General features: G+C 41.7%; 18 protein-coding genes, 3 pseudogenes and 1 riboswitch. Of the genes and pseudogenes, 3 read left to right on the plus strand and 18 right to left on the minus strand.

Going from position 1 to position 19,865, the window contains the following annotated elements; translation table 11 throughout:
- Positions 1-44: 44 nt before the first annotated feature.
- The 7 genes and pseudogenes from FD724_RS31995 to FD724_RS32025 all read right to left on the minus strand — a co-directional run bounded on the left by FD724_RS31995 (position 45) and on the right by FD724_RS32025 (position 3,862).
- The gene (locus FD724_RS31995; protein ID WP_179075764.1) at positions 45-836 is read right to left on the minus strand and encodes a bifunctional 2-polyprenyl-6-hydroxyphenol methylase/3-demethylubiquinol 3-O-methyltransferase UbiG; all 792 of its coding nucleotides are present in this window, start codon (positions 834-836) and stop codon (positions 45-47) included.
- A 4-nt stretch (positions 837-840) separates the two neighbouring features.
- On the minus strand, positions 841-1,347 hold the full coding sequence (locus FD724_RS32000; protein ID WP_179075765.1) for a transposase: 507 nt from the start codon (positions 1,345-1,347) through the stop codon (positions 841-843).
- Positions 1,313-1,639 carry a transposase gene (locus FD724_RS32005; protein ID WP_256874645.1) on the minus strand — a complete coding sequence of 109 codons (327 nt, stop codon included), beginning with the start codon at positions 1,637-1,639 and terminating at the stop codon, positions 1,313-1,315. Before FD724_RS32005 ends, FD724_RS32000 begins: the two co-directional genes overlap by 35 nt.
- Before the next feature lie 179 nt (positions 1,640-1,818).
- On the minus strand, positions 1,819-2,259 hold the full coding sequence (locus tag FD724_RS32010; protein WP_179075766.1) for a hypothetical protein: 441 nt from the start codon (positions 2,257-2,259) through the stop codon (positions 1,819-1,821).
- Positions 2,243-2,452 (minus strand): annotated as a pseudogene (locus FD724_RS32015) (GTP-binding protein); the annotation flags it as partial. The gene FD724_RS32010 and the pseudogene FD724_RS32015, both read right to left, overlap by 17 nt.
- A gap of 131 nt (positions 2,453-2,583) precedes the next feature.
- A complete protein-coding gene (locus FD724_RS32020) occupies positions 2,584-3,585 on the minus strand; it encodes a methyltransferase domain-containing protein (protein WP_179075768.1) in 1,002 nt (333 codons plus the stop codon).
- 22 nt (positions 3,586-3,607) lie between these two features.
- The gene (locus FD724_RS32025) at positions 3,608-3,862 is read right to left on the minus strand and encodes a hypothetical protein (protein WP_179075769.1); all 255 of its coding nucleotides are present in this window, start codon (positions 3,860-3,862) and stop codon (positions 3,608-3,610) included.
- A gap of 42 nt (positions 3,863-3,904) precedes the next feature.
- Between FD724_RS32025 and FD724_RS32030 the strand changes: the two genes are divergently transcribed.
- A complete protein-coding gene (locus FD724_RS32030) occupies positions 3,905-4,054 on the plus strand; it encodes a hypothetical protein (protein WP_179075770.1) in 150 nt (49 codons plus the stop codon).
- A gap of 90 nt (positions 4,055-4,144) precedes the next feature.
- A riboswitch (cobalamin riboswitch) is annotated at positions 4,145-4,288 on the minus strand.
- Between the two features lie 191 nt (positions 4,289-4,479).
- Here the strand turns inward: FD724_RS32030 and FD724_RS32035 are convergent.
- On the minus strand, positions 4,480-5,745 hold the full coding sequence (locus FD724_RS32035) for an AIPR family protein (RefSeq protein ID WP_179075771.1): 1,266 nt from the start codon (positions 5,743-5,745) through the stop codon (positions 4,480-4,482).
- 423 nt (positions 5,746-6,168) lie between these two features.
- Between FD724_RS32035 and FD724_RS32040 the strand changes: the two genes are divergently transcribed.
- Positions 6,169-7,314, plus strand: coding sequence for a SpoIID/LytB domain-containing protein (locus FD724_RS32040; protein ID WP_179075772.1), 1,146 nt, complete (start codon positions 6,169-6,171; stop codon positions 7,312-7,314).
- Between the two features lie 7 nt (positions 7,315-7,321).
- Here the strand turns inward: FD724_RS32040 and FD724_RS32045 are convergent, their stop codons facing one another.
- Positions 7,322-8,380 (minus strand): serine hydrolase, encoded by a 1,059-nt coding sequence (locus tag FD724_RS32045; protein ID WP_179075773.1) that lies wholly within the window; start codon positions 8,378-8,380, stop codon positions 7,322-7,324.
- 542 nt (positions 8,381-8,922) lie between these two features.
- Here FD724_RS32045 and FD724_RS32050 point away from each other — a divergent pair.
- A complete protein-coding gene (locus FD724_RS32050; protein ID WP_179075774.1) occupies positions 8,923-9,831 on the plus strand; it encodes a polysaccharide deacetylase family protein in 909 nt (302 codons plus the stop codon).
- Between the two features lie 325 nt (positions 9,832-10,156).
- Here FD724_RS32050 and FD724_RS42195 read toward each other — a convergent pair whose 3' ends face one another.
- From FD724_RS42195 to FD724_RS32085, 9 genes and pseudogenes are all read right to left on the minus strand, one after another.
- Positions 10,157-10,732 carry an STAS domain-containing protein gene (locus FD724_RS42195; RefSeq protein WP_372726540.1) on the minus strand — a complete coding sequence of 192 codons (576 nt, stop codon included), beginning with the start codon at positions 10,730-10,732 and terminating at the stop codon, positions 10,157-10,159.
- 6 nt (positions 10,733-10,738) lie between these two features.
- Positions 10,739-11,442: pseudogene (locus FD724_RS42200) on the minus strand (SulP family inorganic anion transporter); the annotation flags it as partial.
- Positions 11,443-11,489: 47 nt separating this feature from the next.
- Positions 11,490-11,873, minus strand: coding sequence for a SulP family inorganic anion transporter (locus FD724_RS41225; protein WP_256874647.1), 384 nt, complete (start codon positions 11,871-11,873; stop codon positions 11,490-11,492).
- A gap of 28 nt (positions 11,874-11,901) precedes the next feature.
- Positions 11,902-13,269 (minus strand): annotated as a pseudogene (locus tag FD724_RS32060) (DUF2252 domain-containing protein).
- Positions 13,270-13,857: 588 nt separating this feature from the next.
- Positions 13,858-14,106: a hypothetical protein gene (locus FD724_RS32065; RefSeq protein WP_179075775.1), complete on the minus strand. Its 249-nt coding sequence runs from the start codon at positions 14,104-14,106 to the stop codon at positions 13,858-13,860.
- A 92-nt stretch (positions 14,107-14,198) separates the two neighbouring features.
- A complete protein-coding gene (locus FD724_RS32070; protein WP_179075776.1) occupies positions 14,199-15,149 on the minus strand; it encodes an RNA polymerase sigma factor, RpoD/SigA family in 951 nt (316 codons plus the stop codon).
- 72 nt (positions 15,150-15,221) lie between these two features.
- Positions 15,222-17,468: an ATP-dependent RecD-like DNA helicase gene (locus FD724_RS32075; protein WP_179075777.1), complete on the minus strand. Its 2,247-nt coding sequence runs from the start codon at positions 17,466-17,468 to the stop codon at positions 15,222-15,224.
- 170 nt (positions 17,469-17,638) lie between these two features.
- The gene (locus FD724_RS32080) at positions 17,639-18,568 is read right to left on the minus strand and encodes a ParB/RepB/Spo0J family partition protein (RefSeq protein WP_179075778.1); all 930 of its coding nucleotides are present in this window, start codon (positions 18,566-18,568) and stop codon (positions 17,639-17,641) included.
- Positions 18,565-19,320, minus strand: a complete 756-nt coding sequence (locus FD724_RS32085; RefSeq protein ID WP_179075779.1) for a ParA family protein — start codon at positions 19,318-19,320, stop codon at positions 18,565-18,567. The genes FD724_RS32080 and FD724_RS32085 overlap by 4 nt, the downstream gene beginning before the upstream one ends.
- Positions 19,321-19,865 lie beyond the last annotated feature (545 nt).

Raw genomic sequence — 19,865 nt, forward strand, 5'->3', positions numbered from 1 at the left:
AGCTTGTTAGAAATCTCGGATGTTTATTTCTGGGGTCATCTTGATTAAACTCTTTTTGATAACTGCCAGAGTTGGATGGAATAACATAAATGGCTTTCAAAAATTGCGCGTGCTGCTAACCCTTCGACAACCAACTTTTCCAGCCAGCGCTTAAATGCCCAACGACCGAGTGTATGTAATGGAGGAACAGCGATCGCCACAACATCAGCAATATATTTGACCGTTGTCAGCCCAAAAGTACGAAAGTTATCAACACACAAGTCAATCGTTGGCGCAATATGGGTTGAAATGTCTTCAGTTTTGATTAACTTGAATCCAGCCTGAACTAAAGTCGCTTGGAGTTCAGTGGCGATATGACAATTAGAAAAAATACCTTCTCTGTATTCCGCATTAGAACGCATCATATCGGCAACCAGCAGGTAGCCACCATTACTCAATAAACAAGCCGCACCCTGAGCCAAATCGTCAACAGCAATATATTGACTGCTTTCACTCAACAGAACTAAATCGTAGGAGTTTGATGAGTGAAAATCTTCAAATCTAGTTAAGTAAAAAGGTACTTTACCGTTGGTATTTTGAATAAATCTCTCTTGCTGAAGTGCATCGGGTGCTAATCTCTCAACACTAAAACCGCGATCACACAAATATGCCGCATTACCACCAATGCCACAGCCTACGTCAAGCACAGTTTTTGTCCCCTCTGGGATAAAACTGAAAAGTTTGGCTGCATAGTTTTCTTGCGCCACACGCAGGCGAGTTAGAGTTAATTCTTCACCATAAGTAGGTAGTGGCTCCCAATACCCATAATGGAGATAGTCGGAATTTGTGAGTCCCATGAATCTATCCCACTAATAAAATTCTTTGAATCCAGATATGAATAGTAGCAAGATCAATGAATGCATCAAAATATACTTTTTTACGTTCCCAACGAACAACTAGGCGACGATATTTACGTTGATACCAAGCAAAACAACGTTCTTGCTGATATCTGGGAACAGAGATTTTAATAGGTCTACCTCTATTTTTCTTGGTTTTCCAAACCCGTTTTGGTATTTGGGGTCGAATGCCTCGCTTACGGAGGGCAGCACGTTTTTCCTTTGAATCGTAACCTTTATCAGTAGCCAGTACCTTAAGTTTTTTACGTGGTCTACCCCGTTTTAAAGTTTTCAGTTTTACTTTGTCAAGTAGAGGTAATACTTGTTCTGTCTCGTTACTATTGGCGGCAGTGGTGGAGTTAGCTAGGGGCATTCCATTGCCTTCAGTCAGTGTGTGAATAAGAACACCTTTCCCCTTGCCACCATAAGCAATTTCCTCACCTCCTCCCATCAAGCGGGGAAAAAGAGCCATCAATAGCTCCAAAATCCCAGTTTATAAGACCTTTCTCATCAGCGATTGCTAAGATACGTCCTTGTAAATATTCAAATGTTCCATCTGAGCGCCATCGCTTTAACCATCGGTGGGAAGAGCTTTTCGATGCCCATACACCCCCACGTGGTAGGTCACACCATCGACACCCAGTAATTAAAATGTACAACAGACTATTTAATACATGACGATATGGTGCATGAGGCATTCCTTTGCCACGTTTAGATGCCTCCTCAGAAAATATATCTTCAAACAACTTCCATTTCTTCGTCACTCAGTCCTTCAAAACGTCCAGCCATACAGTGATACACCCTTCTCAAATGAGAAGTAGATTACCACATTTTCATATTAGTGGGATAGGTTCATGTAATAATCTATCGCCGCATTTTGGTAGCGAGTAGGTTTCGGAATCTTGCTTGATTGTGGTTTGAGCATTGAGGAATAAAGTAACTATTAGGGCATTAAGCTTGGTTGAAATTCTGACCAACGCTTGCAAACTTGTTCGTAGCAATCGGGTGGAGTAATTTTTAGTTGGTGTAAAAAATTAACCTCAATCTGAGGTTCAACCTTTAGCACCAGAAGAATATCTTGATGGGGATTGTATGTTGCGACTGCTGGAAAAATTGATGAGATTATAGATGAGTTAAGTGATTGTGATTGCAAGTAAAGCCCAATTAGATCGCAGGGGAGAAACTGGAGGGTGAAGGGAACTGTATCAAAGTTTGTAATTGTTGACTGAGTAACTTGAGTATCTACATCACATAAGACAACTCCCCGTCCAAATGACTGAAATCCTTTCCATGCTGTGTAACCAATGACCAGCAGATTATTATGAATAAAACTATTTTGCCAGTAGCCAAAATTTCCTTGCCAAACACTATTGGATGGTCGCATTGACTTCCTCCCCCAACACCAATGATTCAATCCGAACCTGCTCAAGCTCTCGTCCAATCAATACTAATCGCGTTTGACGAGGTTCCTGGGGTTGCCAAAGATGGTCATAAAAGTAGTCAAATCGATTACCAACCCCCTGTAATACCAGACGGATAGCTTTGTTTGGAACTGCGACAAATCCCTTAATTCGATAATTCATAATTCATAATTACGTTTTGTGACGGGGATTTAGTTAGGCTTCAATTGTGTTCTGCCTCTAGAACTAGAGGATTTAACCCCCCCAAACTTATTTAAAATCCAAATATTCATAAATAGCTGCGATCGCTACCTAACCAAGCTTGAGGGATTTTGGTTAGCAAAGTTTCTGTCCATGAATTCTGTGCTTCCCTCTGCCCGCACAGCCCGGAACATTCCAAATCGACACAATCCTGCACCAAACGCCAAACGCATCAGTAAAAGCGTCGGTACCTCGCGCACAGACTTGATGAAACCAGACAGCCCAAAACGCACTAATCCCTCTGGTCGAGCCACTCCTTGCCAAATTGAATCGAACCAAGAAGGAAGGGTTTCTTGCGTCCAGTCTGCCGTAATTACCTCCCCTTCAACCAATTCTGTTCCTGCCAAAAGCTCGGAAAAACCTTCAATGCTGGAAAAAGCTGGATGAGACCACTGGTCGAGGAGTTGCCGCATTACTCGTTTCTCCCAAAAATTTAGCGGCTTTTGGCGGTCATCCCTCTGATTCCAGTCAGCTACAACCAACATTCCACCAGGCTTTAGCACCCGCATTAATTCTCTAGCAAAAATGGTTTTATCTGGCATGTGGGGACCTGCTTCGATTGACCAGACCACATCAAAACTGGCATCTGGAAACGACAATGCCATTGCATCATCAACCGCAAACTGGGCATTTAGCCCAAAAGGTGTTAATTCCTGGGCGCGTTTCACCTGAATAGGACTGATGGTAATCCCTGTGACAGCAAACCCATAATCTCGCGCTAAAATCCGACTACTGCCGCCAATACCACAGCCAACATCTAAGACGGTAGCACCAGGGGGTAATTTTTCTATTCCACCCCATTTAACCATAGAATGTACAAAGTCAGATTTAGCAGCCAAAAAATCCTTTCGTCGTGGCGGCGAACCGTAGTGACCAAGGTGAATGTGTTCTCCCCAATAAAACTCTAGGATGCCGTCAAGTGTCCATTGATCGTAGGAATTGGCAACTGTGGATGAGGATTGATACTTGCGGGCAGTTAGGAAATAAGCCGCAATTCCAATTACTAATAGCAGAAAAAAAACAATTACAGAATATAATAAACTTGGCATTTTTTTGAACGATCTTGTACACCTATTTGAGTCGATCCAACCGTTTACTCATTGCTGCTCGTCCTGAATCAGAGGAGTGATGTCGTAACTGCCCACGGTCGGCAATCGCAATATAAATCATCCGATACATCGATATTGCAATGTTTTGAACATCTTGAATAATTTTCCATTGCAGTAGACTGGGCTTGTGTTTGCCTTGAGGAAGAGCCGTTTGTTTAACAAAGGGATGAATAGCAGTAGGAATCTTCCCAGTTCGGTGAAGATAGAATTTCGGCATGATAATTAACTGAAGTATTAATTTAGTAACTTAGCAATTCCTATGCGTGATTGGGAAGAGTTTTTTGTTGCTGTGACTATATTTCAAGTGATACTCTCATCCTGGAGTGGCGATCGCGATCGCTGGATCTCAAGACACAATTTCTACCGAAAATTAACCGCTTACCCTCTCATAGAAAGTCGTAATCTGTAGCGTCTTGATATATGGGACTATGAGAATGTAAAGCTGAATAGTTGTATAAACCTTCATAAAAATACTTATCTGTGCCTCGCAGATGTACAAAATTTACAAGTCAACTTCGGCGGGCATTCTGACTCACAAGGCAAGCCTTGTTTACAGCTGCGGGACAGCGCCGGATTTACACCGGACTTTCCCCGTTTCCTCTAGCGGCTGTTCCCCACTAGAACCGAGATTCATCTGAATACTAACATAACTGCGATTTGCTTGCATAAAAATCAATGGTTGGTCTATACTTGCATTTGCTATTAATCGGGACAAGTCTCATTCTTTACCAAGCGTTTATTTTCTACTCAGTGTTGCAGAGTCGTTTTTTATTGCTTAGTAGACATCTTGCAAAAGTAACAAATGCCAAAATATTGGGGTGTTAATTAGCTGGGCTATTTAGGGACAGTAGTCGCGTTGAGTTCATCGCTTTTCCCTTTTCCCCTTTTTTTTGTACTTTGTGTCACTTTCGATTCCTCTTCTTTCTTGCTAGAGTTAACCATTTTTACCAAGTGCTGATTTAGATAACTTTGTGCAGAGATATACAAACTTTCCCAAATCTCTTGATTGCGGCTGATTTTTGTGCCGACTGTATTTCCTGCTGTTTTCTCCGACACCAAGTATTTACGGAAGTAGTTATTCCACAAGTGTTGCAGGAAATCTTCAGCGAATTCGTTAAACGGCAGAATCCATTTATACTCCTTGTCCAAAAATACCCGATATGATGCGATTATCGGTAGTGCTAAGTCGGTTGGCGCACCAAACCCGAATGAATACTTGCTATCAGGCAACAACGTCGTTTTACGTATATCTATTGATGCTAAATCGTTAGCACCCTTTCTTCTGGGGTTGCTGATATATTCTTGGATTATTTCGTAGAGTCTTTGCTCTATCCACAAAGCATGAGTCAAGAGAGGCAGTAAAGCGGTTAATCTTTCTCTTTCTGCGTCTGTGATGTTACTTGGAAGACTCATCCCTGCTGGGTGTTTGGTTCGTTTATTGCCGTCGGGGTTGTATTTATTTCTATCAAGGCAGTAAAGGAGCTTGAGCAAATGGGTGATATTACACTGAGCGTTTCTGGGAGCGCCACTTTGGTTTTGGTAATAAGCGATGCGGAATTTTCTATCTTCCTTCTGTTCTAACTGGGCTAAATACTGCTTGATGAATTTGTAATCACCCCTGGCGTTGACTTTGGAGCGAGAATCTACTGGTGTTGTAGTATTTGAAGCTAGGGCTATATCTTTGGCTGATTCTTCACTCAATCCGATGTGGATCGTAACTTTTACCCTGGCTTCGGTTAGGTCATATTTGTAATTTTTCGCTTGCTCAAAAGCTAAAACTGTATGCCCCCCGTTAATAATCCCATCACTACCCCCCTCGTTAGCTTCTAAGACTTCTAGCTCCAGTTCAGTTTTGTTCTTAACAGGTTTAGCAATATTAGCTGACAGAACGATTCCACTGTGACGCGAGAAGAATTTTGCAGGTTCGGTTGTCAGTGAGTCGAACATTTGTCTGTAGGTTGCGCTTTTACGGTTCGGTTCGCGGATGTTCGGTTCTAGGGGTAGGTCTGTGGGGAACGAGTCTACATGAGCAGTGGCGATGATGCAATTGGGGTTGGCTTGAAAATAGTTATCTATCTTGATGTTCCAAGTCTTGGGCATAGTTTGTTTTTAGCCGAGTGTCAAATTTCATATTAACCCTACTATTGAGCTACAGATACCGGATTTATCTGGAGGGACGATTGAAGAAGAATTCAACTATTCTGAATTCAGTAATCAGAACTCAGACGTTCGCGGACTCGCTCTAAGCGTTGCCATGCCGTAAAGCCTGCGGCATAGCTACGCTTAGGGCGCAGCCTCTCTAAGAGTTGGCTTTACGGTGCGCTATCCGCTTTTTCGTACAGAACTCATTCTGTTAGCGGATAGCTAAGGTTTAGTCCATTCTGACTCCTGACTTCTGACTCCTGAATTCTGTTCGATAAAAAATATATGAGATTGCCCAAGAAGAGTACATTAAATATACGCAATCTACGGTATTAGAGATAACATTGGATAGAAATTTAAAACTCTTTTTAAATGTATTACATGAAATGCCAATTGTTATTAAAAACTTTATTTACACAGATAAAAGTAGGTCATTGGTGGGTAAGTGCCTTATTATGGATGAGTTTAGCTACCCCAAGTCAAGCATCTGTAATACTGCGAATAGCAATCGAGAGGGGTGTTAATCAGGTAACAGTTGGCAGTTCTACAACTGCGTTGGTTAAAGATAGTACTGGTCATACTCTCGGACAATTACCAGCAATGAGTTCATTTTATGCCCAAGCTATTCCAGGCGGTGTGGCTTTAGATAAATGGCAGTCTGGTTTATTTTGGATTGAACCCACAGGTAAGGGATTCGTTTACATTGGCGAACACTGGTATCGAGGCAGAACTCTTGTTGTGCCAACAGAGAAAGGACTAACCGCCGTTAACTGGGTTGATGACCAAGAGTATCTCTACAGTGTTGTTGGTGGCGAAATGGATACTGAGTGGCCTGCTGAAGCTTTGAAAGCACAAGCAGTTGCCGCCCGGACTTTTGCTTTCTATGAGCGAGAAAAACAGCGTAATAATCCTGTTTACGATTTAGGTGATAGTCCAGATCACTGGCAAAATTATAAAGGAGTAATCAATGAAACTCCTAGTACTTATGCCGCCGTCGATGCTACTGATAAACAGGTACTAACTTATGAAGACAGTATTATTCTCTCAGTTTTTCATGATTGTTCTGGAGGACATACTGAAAATGTTGAAGATGTTTGGGGAAGCCACGAGCCTTACCTGCGTGCTGTTGAAGATTACGATCAAAATGTTAGCGAGTGCAAATGGGTAAAAACTTTCTCCCAAAGAGAAATTAGCGCCAGGATTTCTAGTGTCGGCAATGTTTTAGATATGATTGCACAAACCTACTCACCTTTTGGTAGTGTTAAAGCCTTAAAAATCGTTGGTGATAAAGCAACCATTGTACTGCGTGGCGAAAAAGTACGTACAGCCCTCAAAATTAAAAGTACCCACTTTATCCTTACCAAAGCAGCAAATGGTAGTTTTATTCTTCAAGGACTTGGCTTTGGTCATGCTTTAGGCATGAGTCAATGGGGCGCATACAATTTAGCGAAAAGAGGAGTAAACTACCTGCAAATTTTAGGGCATTATTATCAAGGTGTAGCTTTAAGTACAATTAACCTTAAGTAAAATTAAATTAATATTTCTGGGATAATTTTGGTTGATCTAGATACTGATAAACTAGCCGCGATACTTGGCGTACAAACTCCCTTCCTCGCTCATCATCATGGGGTCTAATCACAAAAATACCTGCCAAGTAATGCTTCCCATTTGGCAAACTAATAATTCCTGCATCCCCAACCAAAAATCCAATATCTCCAGTTTTATGAGCAATAGTTCCACCTTTGCCCACACCAGCCGCCAGTAACTTATTATTATGACAATGACGCAAGATATCTATTACTTGGAACTGACTACCCTCTGAAATCAACTTATGTTGGTCAACTAAGGCTGACAACCTGACTAAATCTGCCGGACTAGTAGTGTTAGTACCTTTAAAGTCTCCTAACATATTGCGAATTACTGTGTTTTTTAGTCCCCAAGCGTGGAAACGTTGATTGAGTTTTGCTTTTGTGCCTAGACGATCAATAATCATATTACTAGCAGTATTATCACTGATCGTAATCATTTTGTTAACAGTTTCCATTACACTCAGTTTGAGTCCTGCTCGTTTATACTGTAAGTCACCAGAACCACTCGCTACTAAGTCACGCCGCATCACTAGCTTTTCATCAAGTTTGATTTTACCCGCATCTACTTGTTCAAATAAAGCAATTAAAATTGGATATTTAATAGTACTAGCTGCCGGAAATACTTTTTCGCCATCAATATTCAAATAATTTCCTGTTTCTACATCTAAGAAAAACATTCCCGGTTTGAGAAAACTGTAATGAGCCATTAATGCTCTAATTTGAGACTTTAATTCTGGTATCTCTTTGCCTAATGAGATGATTCCACCAAATAAAGAAGGCTCGTTTATATTCGTGAAAATCTCTGGTTGCTTGAGTTGGGGAATCAAATTTCTCTGTATACTGACTCGGCTTGGATAGTTAGCCAATAAATAATTCCAATCTCTTGCTGACTCTAAATGACTCCGATTATTATCAGATATTTGAGATTTGATATCAGCCGCTAAACTGGGTGATGTTATTAATACAGTACTCATAATAGTTAGGAGAAAACTGCGTAATCTCATGGAGTTATTTTCAGGATAAACTTATTTATTTGGTGGTTTTTTGGATTGATGCGGAACATCTATAATCTGCTTGCCAAAAACATAGTAAGATTAGTTTGCAATGTCAGTCTTAATAAAGACTCTACTGGTAGTCAAATAGAATTACTATGTTCTGGATTTGCTAGATTAGTCATTGACAGCTAATTTGAATTGATGATTCCAAGATGATTACATACTTAGTTGATAGAAATATTACAAAGTGATGACGAAAGTGTGTTTATTTAGATAATTGTATTGAAACCCAAGCAAATCCATTCTAGAAAGTAAAGATTTTCTAAATATGAACAAGATAATCTAACACCAATAGTGGATTGACTAAGGCAGAGTGTTTGTTAGGGTCTTTAACAGAATAAATCTTAACCTGCTAAATTGGACAATAAGCAATCGAACTCTTGGCAATACATAAATAGATGGCTATACTTTCTCTGAAGACAAGCAGATAAAAATTCTAACTTCCGATCAGCACGATGACTGATTATTTGACTATTTTTTAGGTATTTTACGTGATTAATAATAAGCAGAGTCTTTGGACTCCAGGGAAATTAGTTGGGCTGCTTATCTTATGTGGTGGTTTTAGTCTGAGTTTAATCATCTTGAGCAAAATAAATCTTTTTCAGTTGGAATCAAAACAGACTCTAAATGTAAATAATGTAGCGGCAAATGTCGTCACTCAACAACGAGTTGAGGAATTCAAGACAGCGATGCTTAAAAGCTGGCAGGAGGAAGCACAAGTAAAGGGTTTTTCTGACTCTATTCCATCAAGTTTTCAAGGTGCGATAATTGAATCAGCAAAACTCTCTCCCGAACAGAAAGTCATTGCTCTCACCTTTGATGATGGCCCCTGGCCTGAAAGTACAGCACAAGTGTTAGATATCCTGAAAAAAAATCAGATCAAAGGGACATTTTTTGTGGTTGGAGAGAATGTCAAAAATTTTCCCAACTTACTCAAGCAGGAAATTGCTGAAGGTCATGTCATTGGCAACCACACTTGGCATCATTGGTATCAATTCTTGAATCCACAAGCTGCTGCTTATGAAATTGACCACACCGAAGATATTATTTTTAAAACTACAGGCTTAAAAACAAATTTATTTCGACCACCCGGAGGAGTGATGCATAATGGCGTAGTTGACTACGCTAGAAATAGTAAATACGCTATTATTTTGTGGTCATCTGACTCTGTAGACTATTCCCGTCCTGCTGTTTCCAAATTAATCAGCAATGCATTCGGAGAGGCAAAACCTGGTGGAATTGTATTGATGCATGATGGTGGTGGTAATCGTTCTAGGACTGTACAGGCTTTACCAGAAATTATTGCCAATTTTCGCAATCAGGGCTATCGCTTTGTCACCATCCCTGAACTCTTACAAATTCAAGATAAAAACCAAAAATTCATCGTAAATAAAAAATAAAGTAACCTTGCTTCTTTATTCAAATTGTATAATTACTTCTTATCTTGGTAGTAATTCAAGCAAAATTAGAGCTTTAATCAAGTTATTATATAGCCGAGCCGCCCTAGTTAGTTTTTCTCAGGTCGGTTTCGTAGAGGTGCAGTTCGTCCATCATAAAACTGCCTTGGGAGATTGCTCAGTTCTATCCATACGACTTCAAAAATTAAGCTCTTTCTCAAGCATTTTTGATGTTTTTTTATCTTGATTACCAACTATTAGCTTAATTTTACCTAGTAGTCTGACCATTAGTCGCTCATAAGCGACCGCACAGTGACTTGTAATTCCTTTAAGTTGATTGTTCGTTACCAACTTCGTGGAAAGCCACCAATGCCTCTTCTAAGTGGTTAAAAAACCGATTAGCTCCGATTAAATCTGTCAGCCCGTCCCGCTCGAACTGGACTTTTACCTCCGGCGACAGACCGGACACGACAAAAGTTACGTTCTGAAGGGATAATTCCTTGACGACATCCCGAATCGTTTGCGATGCAGAGTAGTCGATTTCAGTAATTGCTCTGGACTCCAGAATAAACCACCGCACGGGTGATTCCGCATTTTTCACGAGATTTTGCACCTCCTCTGAAAAGAAGCTGGCGTTAGCATAAAACAAGTCTCTACTAAACCGATAAACGATCAGACCAGATGCTGATACACTGCCGATACGCACAGGAATCGGCTGCCATAATCTCTGAGCATCGGGAATAATGATGGCTGAATGCGGTCGGTAACTATGACGCACATGCAAAATCAGCGACAAAATAATTGCTAAAACAATGCCCTCTTTAACACCGATAAAAACAACTGTAGCAGTAGTAACGAGCGCAAGATAAAACTCCTCACGATGGGTCGAAAATATTGCCCGCATCCCCTGAATGTCAATCAATTTTAATCCAATCAAAAATACAATTGCTGCTAAAACCGCATTCGGCAAATAGCTAATTGGTTGAGTGAAGAAGAGGATGACTATTAACACCACTGCTACTGTAGTCAGTTGAGCTACTTGGCTTTGTCCTCCTGCTGTGTCAACAATTTCAGTTTTGGTCGGGCTACCATTCACCACAAAGGTTCCACTCACCCCCGCCGCCAGATTCGCCAGAGCTAGACCCTCAAGGTCAATATTTTCTTTAAAATCCTCGTTGTATCGGAAGGCGTAAGCGCGTGAGGTCGCTGCACTTTGGGCAATAATGACGATACAGCACGATAGGGCAATGCCAAATAATTGCCCAATTTCATTCAGAGCAACAGTTGGCAATCCAAAGGATGGCAGTCCGCTAGGGATAGATCCAACTACCATAACACCATGACTGGCAAAGTTAAACAGCCAACTGGCAAGAATTGCTACTATTACAGCCAGCAACGCACCTGGAAATTTTGGAAGCAATCTGTCGCATAGTTTAATGGTAATCAAGACCGCTAGAGAAATAGCGATCGCTAATGGGTTAGCATGGGGCAGACCTTCAAAGGTATTAATGATTTGCTGGATTGGATTATTCCCCCGCCTTTTAAATCCAACAATCCACCTAATTGACCGATCGCCACTTGAATTCCTACCCCAGTCAAGAAACCTACCAACACGGTACGCGACAGAAAATCCGCTAAGAAACCCAGTCTAAACAGGCGTGCTAACAGTAAAAAGTCCAGCTACTAAAATGGCGACTAATCCTGAATCCGCTAAATATTGGGAACTCCCCAACGCTGCCAAGCCTGATAGCCCAGCCGCCAGGATTGCAAGCTGTTGCAGAGTCGGCTGCGACCACTAAATGGCGAGAAGATCCAAAGAGCGCAAACGCCAAGGCTGGAAGAATAAGTGTATAAAGACCTGTGGCAATGGGCGTTCCGGCAATCTTTGTGTATCCCATGACTTCAGGAATGCCCAGTGCTGCTAGCACAATACCCGCAACGATATCATTCCCAATGGTGGCTCCGGTCATTGGTAAAATTCCCTGAAACAGGCGAAATCGCTTTTTAGTTGGATACTGGGCTGTATTTGCGTTCAATTTCTTCATTATTTCGGATTCAAATCCTTGTCCAAAATTATTCTTCGATTGCCTTGATCTGCCCTGCTGCAACTGCATCAGCTAGTGCTTTGTAATCATCCTCGGTCTGATCGGCGTAAGCTACTGCAAAATTAGCGATCGCCCGCTCAAAGGTGTCACTTTGACCGAGATAACCACTAATAGCAAATCGATTCCCCGAACGAGCATGACTGTGCGCCAGCGCCCAACCACATAAATGGGAGTAGCCCTCAAATCCGTCTCCGACATTCCTTCAATCTCGACGGAAGTTTTCATATCTCTGAGTTGCCGCAGGTAGAAGTCATGACCACTATCGCCTTTTGTCCAGCCCAGGAAGATATCGCTGGCTTCTTGCATCAAATGCTGCCCCCGCTACAATCCTTTGGGCGTGGTTCTCGTAAGTGCTTTTCCCAGCATAGGGTTCTAGAACTGAAGCACGAGCTTCCTTAATTTGTAGGAATAAAGGATCGTTATCTCCTGTCACCAAAAGCGCAACACCACAACGGGTGCCGATACTACCAACCCCTACCACCTTCATTGCTACATCAACAATCTGATATTGGTCTAGTAAAATACGGGAATCCTCACGTAGTGTTTTCCGATATTTCTGAAAAACAGATAACATCTCTGATGCAAGGCGATCTCCAGGTGACGGATGGAATAATAAAGGAGGATTGTCAATAAAACGGCGCTGTCCTTTCACCGTTTCAGTTAATTTGTGCAGATCCAAGACAGGCTTGAATGCCCTTGCTTTTTTCACTTCACTTTTGACAATATTTAGTTCTTTAGTGTGAGTAGTAAAGGTGAGTAGCGATTCCACCCCAATATGGGCATACCATACCTCCAGAGCAGTCATTTGGGCGTACTCATTTATATGTTCTCGGTAGGACTGCACAGATGCCATCGCTGCTGCCCGACTGATTTTGTCTCTTAGTTTGAGGTATCTACCTGCCACCACAATACTTGCAGCTAAACGCTTAACATCCCATTCCCAAGGGGCCCAAAGGGTTTCGTCGAAGTCATTGACATCAAAGACGAGATTTCTCTCTGGTGTACCGTATCCACCAAAGTTGGACAAATGGCTGTCTCCACAAGTCTGTACTTTGATTCCAGTCTTGGGAGTTTCGCTCAGATCGGCTGCCATGATATTCGCTGCCCCCCTCAGAAATGCAAAAGGAGATTTCAGCATTCGTCCATAGCGAATCGGCACTAATTCCAGCAATCTTCCTTGGTTGGATTCCTCCAGCAGCGCAACACAGTCAGGACGATTGGGGGCAGGTTTCCACTCTTCATGGCTAGATCGCGGCACTCGATCCCGTAGGGCTTTTCCCATCGCGCTACCTTCAGCACGAGAGAGCCACTGTGAAGATAAGTTCTGATTTTGCATTTAGGCTTGACCCATCAGTGAGAGGTTAAAGCTATTTAGCTCTTGTCAATAAGTAATAGTAATTGATTGATATTATCTAAAATATTGGGTTCGTCAACAAAATTTTTAAGTTAGCGATACCGAACTAACAGCCTGTCTCCACTGGGGTTTAGACTAGATTTTCAACTGCTATATAGCGGGAGAAGGTGCATTGCTCCTCCCCCTCTACCCATACACGATTATCATTCTTATCAAGGGGATTTTGAGTATTTTAACTGATTGATAATTTTATCTTAACCTGTCACAGATGTAACTATATCTACTTTCTAGCCTCTTACTCGAATGGCACGCTTGAAAAGCTGAAACCTCCTTGCTGGCAGGTGTGGGGGTGTGGGAGGCAATGCAGCGTTCATTGATGTGCAGTTATTCAAATTCTCCTCTTTCTCCCCACCCTCCCCACACTTCCCGCCCTTTCCCCTCTCCCCACACTTCCCACACTCAAAATCTTGTTATATCAGGGCTTTGCGATTAACAAGCGTGCCATTCCCTCTTACTCTTTTTAGTAATGCATAGCCAAAAGGCGATTGCTCAAAACCCTGAGACAACAAATTACCCAGCTATATCCTTCCCACTCTTGTAAGTCATAGCTCTGGGTTTCCTCTTGCCTATAGGGACTAATGATTTCTTGGGTGCTTGTGGCGGACGACATATTTCACAGTAGAGCGGTCGGACACCAAACGTTTCTCGTTGCGTGGGTTGTTCGCACTGCTTACATACGAAGTTAAAAACGCGAGTGTGAATTTCCCGCTTGTGCGCTCTGACAGTGTACTCTCGGACATCAATTGTTTTACTGGGCATTGACTGATTACTGTTGTGGACTTACTTCTTTAATATAGTTTTTCGTCTTAGTTCTACAAGATCCGTGCATCATCTGACGAAAGTAATTCTACTTAATCAATTAAGTACTCTTGCATGTCGCTTTGTCGATGGCGGAGAATACTTATCGCCTTGACCTGGATTTGACGAATCCGCTCTCGGCTGAGGTTTAGCTGTTGGCCAATCTGAGCTAGATTGAAATGCTGATCGTTCTCTAGCCCAAAGTTTAAAGTCAACACTTGACGCTGTATAGGTGTCAATGGTTCTAAGAATTTAGCTACATCTTGCGATAGAAGTTCTTGGCTAAGGAGTTTTTCTGGTGAAGCGGCATCGCTGGCTAAAATTTCGCCCAATTCTGTCTCTTTTTCATCTCCGACTTGTTTATTTAAAGAAATGGCTGTGCGAGAAGCAGTGAGATATTCTCGAAGCTTATCTGTGCTTATGTTTAAGAGTGTTGCAATTTCTTCGGCAGTGGCATGACGACCGAGTTTTTGAAAACTTTCTCGCTGTACTTTTTTAATTTTGGTAAGTATTTCAGTGAGATGAACAGGCAATCTAATAGTGCGCGATTGTTCTGCTATGGCGCGTGTAATCTCTTGACGAATCCACCAATAAGCGTAAGTCGATAGCTTATAGCCCCGGTTGGGATCAAACTTTTCTATACCCCGTTGTAAACCAATTGCTCCTTCTTGGATCAAATCTAAAAATTCCAAATTGCGGTTCTGGTATTTCTTGGCAACAGAAACTACTAGTCGCAGGTTAGCTGTCACCATTTTTTGTTTAGCTTTTTGACCAAGGTGTAGTGCTGCTCGGACTTGTGCTTCGGTTTTTTCAACAGCATTGGCTAATTCTGTCATTGTTGGTTCACGCTCTAGCTGTTGAGTGAGTTCATTTTTAGATTGCTCAATGGCAATCATTTCCTGTACCTGTCTACCATAAGCAATTTCTTCCTCTGGCTTCAATAAAGGATATTGACCAATTTCTTGCAAATAGATGCGAACCATGTCTGAACTGAGGCTGGACATACAAACTTTTCGGCTTTTTTTACCAGGGGATTTAAAAGTATAAATCAAATAATTCAATAAACTTTTTTATTTTTAACAATTCAGTCCTGCCTGAAGTAACCTCTGCTTCAACCTTGTGTACCGCCGTTGGTCATCAGTAGAGCGCACCGCCAGAGATATCGCTTTTTTTGCTCCAACCACGATCGCTAACTTCTTGGCACGGGTCAGCCCGGTGTAAAACAGGTTCCGGGTCAACATCATATAGTGCTGCATATAGATTGGCAGAACTATCACCGGATATTCTGAGCCTTGGCTTTTATGAATAGTCACGCTCCAGGCAAGGGCAATTTCATTGAGGTCAGCGTAATCGTAAACCACAGTCCGCTCACCATACAGTACTGTAACTTCCTGCTCGACAGTATCAATGGTGAGGATTATTCCCAAGTCGCCGTTGAAAACTTCGCGGTTGTAGTCATTGGTTAGCTGGATGATGCGATCGCCCTCGCGTAATAAATTTCCACCTCTGTTAATCTCCACCTTGCTGGGGCTGGGTGGGTTGATCAACTGCTGCAATACTGTGTTCAGGTTACGAGTCCCGATTACTCCCCGTGTCATCGGGCAAAGCACTTGGACATCAGTGGCAGGATTAAAACCTAAGCGTGGAATCAAATCGGTAATCAACTCGCAGATTGCCTGTACACCATGTTCGGGCTGATGTCCGCCGCCATGCCAAATACAGTCGGACACAGGATTGTCAGAGATTGGCTCAATCGTGGGATAAATTCCTCGATTAATCTGATGAGCAGCAGTGATAATTGCACTTGTTTGAGCTTGGCGGAATACCTGAGTTAACCGCACTACTGGCACACGACCAGAATTAATCAAATCAGCCAGTATTTGACCTGGCCCTACAGATGGTAGCTGGTCTATGTCACCCACCAACAATAGTAGAGCGCCAGCTAATACTGCTTTAACTAAGGAGTAAGCCAGAAACAAATCAAGCATCGAAGCTTCGTCAGCGATAATTGCCGTGTGGGGCAAAGGATTTTCGCTATCACGCTTGAAACCCCTTGAGCGCGGGTCAAATTCTAACAACCGATGAATAGTTTTAGCTTCCAGCCCAGTCATTTCACCCAAACGTTGAGCAGCCCGTCCAGTTGGTGCTGCCAGGGCAATAGATTTACCCATTGCTTTCCAAAGTGAGACAATGGTGTGGGTGGTGAAAGTTTTTCCAACGCCAGGGCCACCAGTAAGGATCATGATTTTGGAATAAGCTGCTGTTTCTACAGCTTGGCGTTGCTGTTCTGAAAGCTGAATTTTACGGCTAGCGGTGAAGCGGTCTATCCAATCACGCACGCGCTCAATGTCAGTATCAACAGGCTTTTCTAAGCGTTGGCGGATCAGTTGAGCTAAATTCTGTTCAGTATGAAAGTAAGTCGGTTTGTAGCAAAGTAGGGTTTTATCCTCATCCCACTCTCTAATCAGTTCATCTGTTAGAGCCATGTCTTTGATGATTTGTGCGATTGCTTCTTCTGTGGGCTGATGAGATTCGGTTGTCAGCAGTTTGATTACCGACTCAATCAGTTCGCTTTGTGGCAGGTAACAGTGACCATCTTCGGCAGCTTCACTTAGGCAATGGATAATCCCCGCACGGTAACGAAATTCTGAGTCAGGCGCAATTCCTATATTTCTCGCAATCTTGTCAGCAGTTAGAAAACCAATCCCGTAAATGTCGGCTGCTAACTGATAAGGGTTATTGGTAACAGTGGCAATTGCTTCATCCTTATATTGCTTGTAAATCTTCACAGCATAAGTGGTAGAAACGCCATGCCCTTGGAGAAACACCATCACTTCTTTTATGGCTTTCTGTGTCTCCCAGGCATTTTTAATTAACTTAATCCGCTTTTTGGCAATGCCTTGAACTTCAATGAGCTGGTCAATTTGGTTTTCGATAATGTCCAGGGTTTCTAAACCAAAGTGGGCAACAATGCGTCTTGCTGTGACTGGGCCAACACCTTTGATCAGTCCACTGCCCAAATATTTCTCAATTCCGGTGAGAGTGGCTGGTTTGGTTTCTTTGTAGTTGACTACTTGGAACTGGGGGCCAAATTGTGGATGGTCACGCCAGAAACCAGTTAGCTGTAGAGTTTGACCTGGCTGAATATTAGCAAAGCTGCCGACAATTGTTGTCAGTTCGGTGCTACGGGGACGGGTCAGCCTTGCCACAGTGTAACCCGATTCAGCAGAGTAAAAAGTTAGGCGTTCTACTACTCCGGTGATTGTTTCGTGTTGAGGAAAGGCGCTTACTTGTTGAGGGGAAAGATTAGGGGGAGTGGACATTGCCTGTTAGAAGAGGCCGCACATTATTATAATATTGGAATTCAGTCAATTATAGTACATAAATACTAAGGTACACGCCCAGTATTAGTGTCATCGAAAACTCATTTTCAAAGAATACCTCCGTCAGGAGTAGATGATTGGAGGAGTGAATATCGGTTATGCTTTGCTACCTATTCTTCTGCAAGAAGTTTTTCTATTTCTGCGAGGAGCTTGTCAAACTTCTGTGTTTTTTTAGAGTCATCCCATACTTTAGTCTTTTTGGCTTTTGCAGATATAGCCTTGAGACGGCTTTGATACAATGCGCTTTTTTCAGACGTTGTTTTAGTAACGGCTGTATTTATACTGCTAATACGCTCCTTAATTTGATTCAAAGATAACTTTTCAGTAATTGCTAATGTTAACAGTTCTTCCCTCTGGCTATCGTCTTTAATTCGGGCTATTTCTCTTGCTTTTGTATATTCTATTTTTCCTTGGCGAAGATATTCCAAAATATCTTTTGGAAGATTGAGTAATGGTAAGCGATTAGTACGAAAACTGTTAGGAGTAAATTTTCCTATGATGTTAAAAACATCCAAAACTACCTTCCACTCATCACTGTGAATAACGTTATTCGCCGACTCCCTCTCAGGGTGAGAGACTACGTGAAACACTGAGATGACTGCTTCTCTTGACTGATTAAGTTTTAAGGATAACAAGTCTAAAATCCCTTCTGTTTCTTCAAGAGGGTTTAAATCCTCTCGTTGGATATTTTCCACAAGAGCGATTTCAAAAGTTTCTTCGTCGGAAAAATCCTTTATGATAACTGGAACTGTTTCCAACTTAGCTTCTTTGGCAGCGCGATAACGTCGTTCACCTGCAATGAGTTCATATTGATTTTGCCCCTTGGGACGAACAAGAAGGGGTTGTAACACCCCTTTTTGTCTAATTGATGCTGTGAGTGCTTCCATTGCCTCAAGATCAAAGTAGCGTCTAGGTTGTTTTGAGGGGAGATGAATAGCTGATAATAAAACTGATTCTAGCGGTGTTTCATTTTTTTGTAAAAATAGTAAATCAACACCCTTGACTTTATAGGCAGGCTCAGAGCTTTTCTTATTAGTCATTGTAAAGTATCCAGACTTTTAGCAATTTTTTCTAAAACTTTTACTGTTGGATGGCTTGAATTATAAAGTGCCAAAGGCATGTGTTTTTCAGAGGCATCCGCAAAAGCTATAGCAATAGGAATAGTTTCGTAAACAGGGATTTGCGCTCCTAATTGACGGACAGAATCAAGGCTTCTATTACCTTGTGCGGTGCGTCCATCATACATGGTAGGAATGATACCAGCAACCTTAAGCTGTTGGTTTGCTCCCCTTTGAACACGAGCAAGTGTTTGAAATAGTAGCTCTGTTCCTCGAAGTGCTTTGTTATGTGTCTGAATAGGAATCAGGACATGAGTAGCTGCCACTAAGCTAATGTAGCTTAATATTCCTAGACTAGGTGGACAGTCTATCAAAATAAAGTCATAGTTATTTACTACTGGTTCTAAGGCTTGCTTCAGCTTAAAATCTCGCATATCAGCCATAACCAGTCCCAGTTCAGCACCACTCAAATCAATATTGGATGGTGCAATATCCATACCGTGAATGTTTTTGCTGATAGGTAAGGCATCACCATCGACAACTGCATTGTAAACTGTATCCTCTAACTCTGATGCCTCTAGACCCATGAACATCGTCAATGACCCTTGTGGGTCCATATCAACAAGTAATACTTTATTATTTCGTTGTACTAAATGATAACCAAGATTCATAGTAAGAGTGCTTTTTCCTACACCTCCGGCTTGGTTGAACAGTGCGATAATTCTACGAGTCATAGTTATTTACTGATAATAAACGGTGATTTACTGTTAGTCTCTGAGATTTATATAAGGGACTATCAGAAGCGAATAACGTTATTCGCCATTAGTATTTTTATTTTTAAATAAGTGAAATCAAGGAAGTCGGCTTTAGGATTGTTCTCCTTGCTAGACGTAAATTTTAACGAAGAGTATATTTAGGGTCATAGTACATCTTAAGTGTTGACTATAAATAAGAAAATATTTTACTTATAATTTATGTTGGGGAATTATTAAAAGCCTTGCTTAATAAAGATGCAAGATATTATTTCAAGAATCTAGGGGAATCCGTTGCTCTGTCTAGTAGGAATAGTCGAGCAGATTAATAGGAGCTTTATCTAGAGTCATTTGAGCTAGTAACTTAATCCTAAACTTACGAGTGGTAGCCACAAGGGACAAAAAAGTATCAATTACCTGTGTAGCCTCATGCGTCTCAGTAATATAGTTAATGTTGCGTTACTACGCCATTTATTGTTCTAGCTACTTAATTCAGCAGGATTATTATTGTGTAATGAAACTATAGT

The sequence above is a fragment of the Nostoc sp. C057 genome (assembly GCF_013393925.1).
GTDB lineage: Bacteria > Cyanobacteriota > Cyanobacteriia > Cyanobacteriales > Nostocaceae > Nostoc > Nostoc muscorum_A.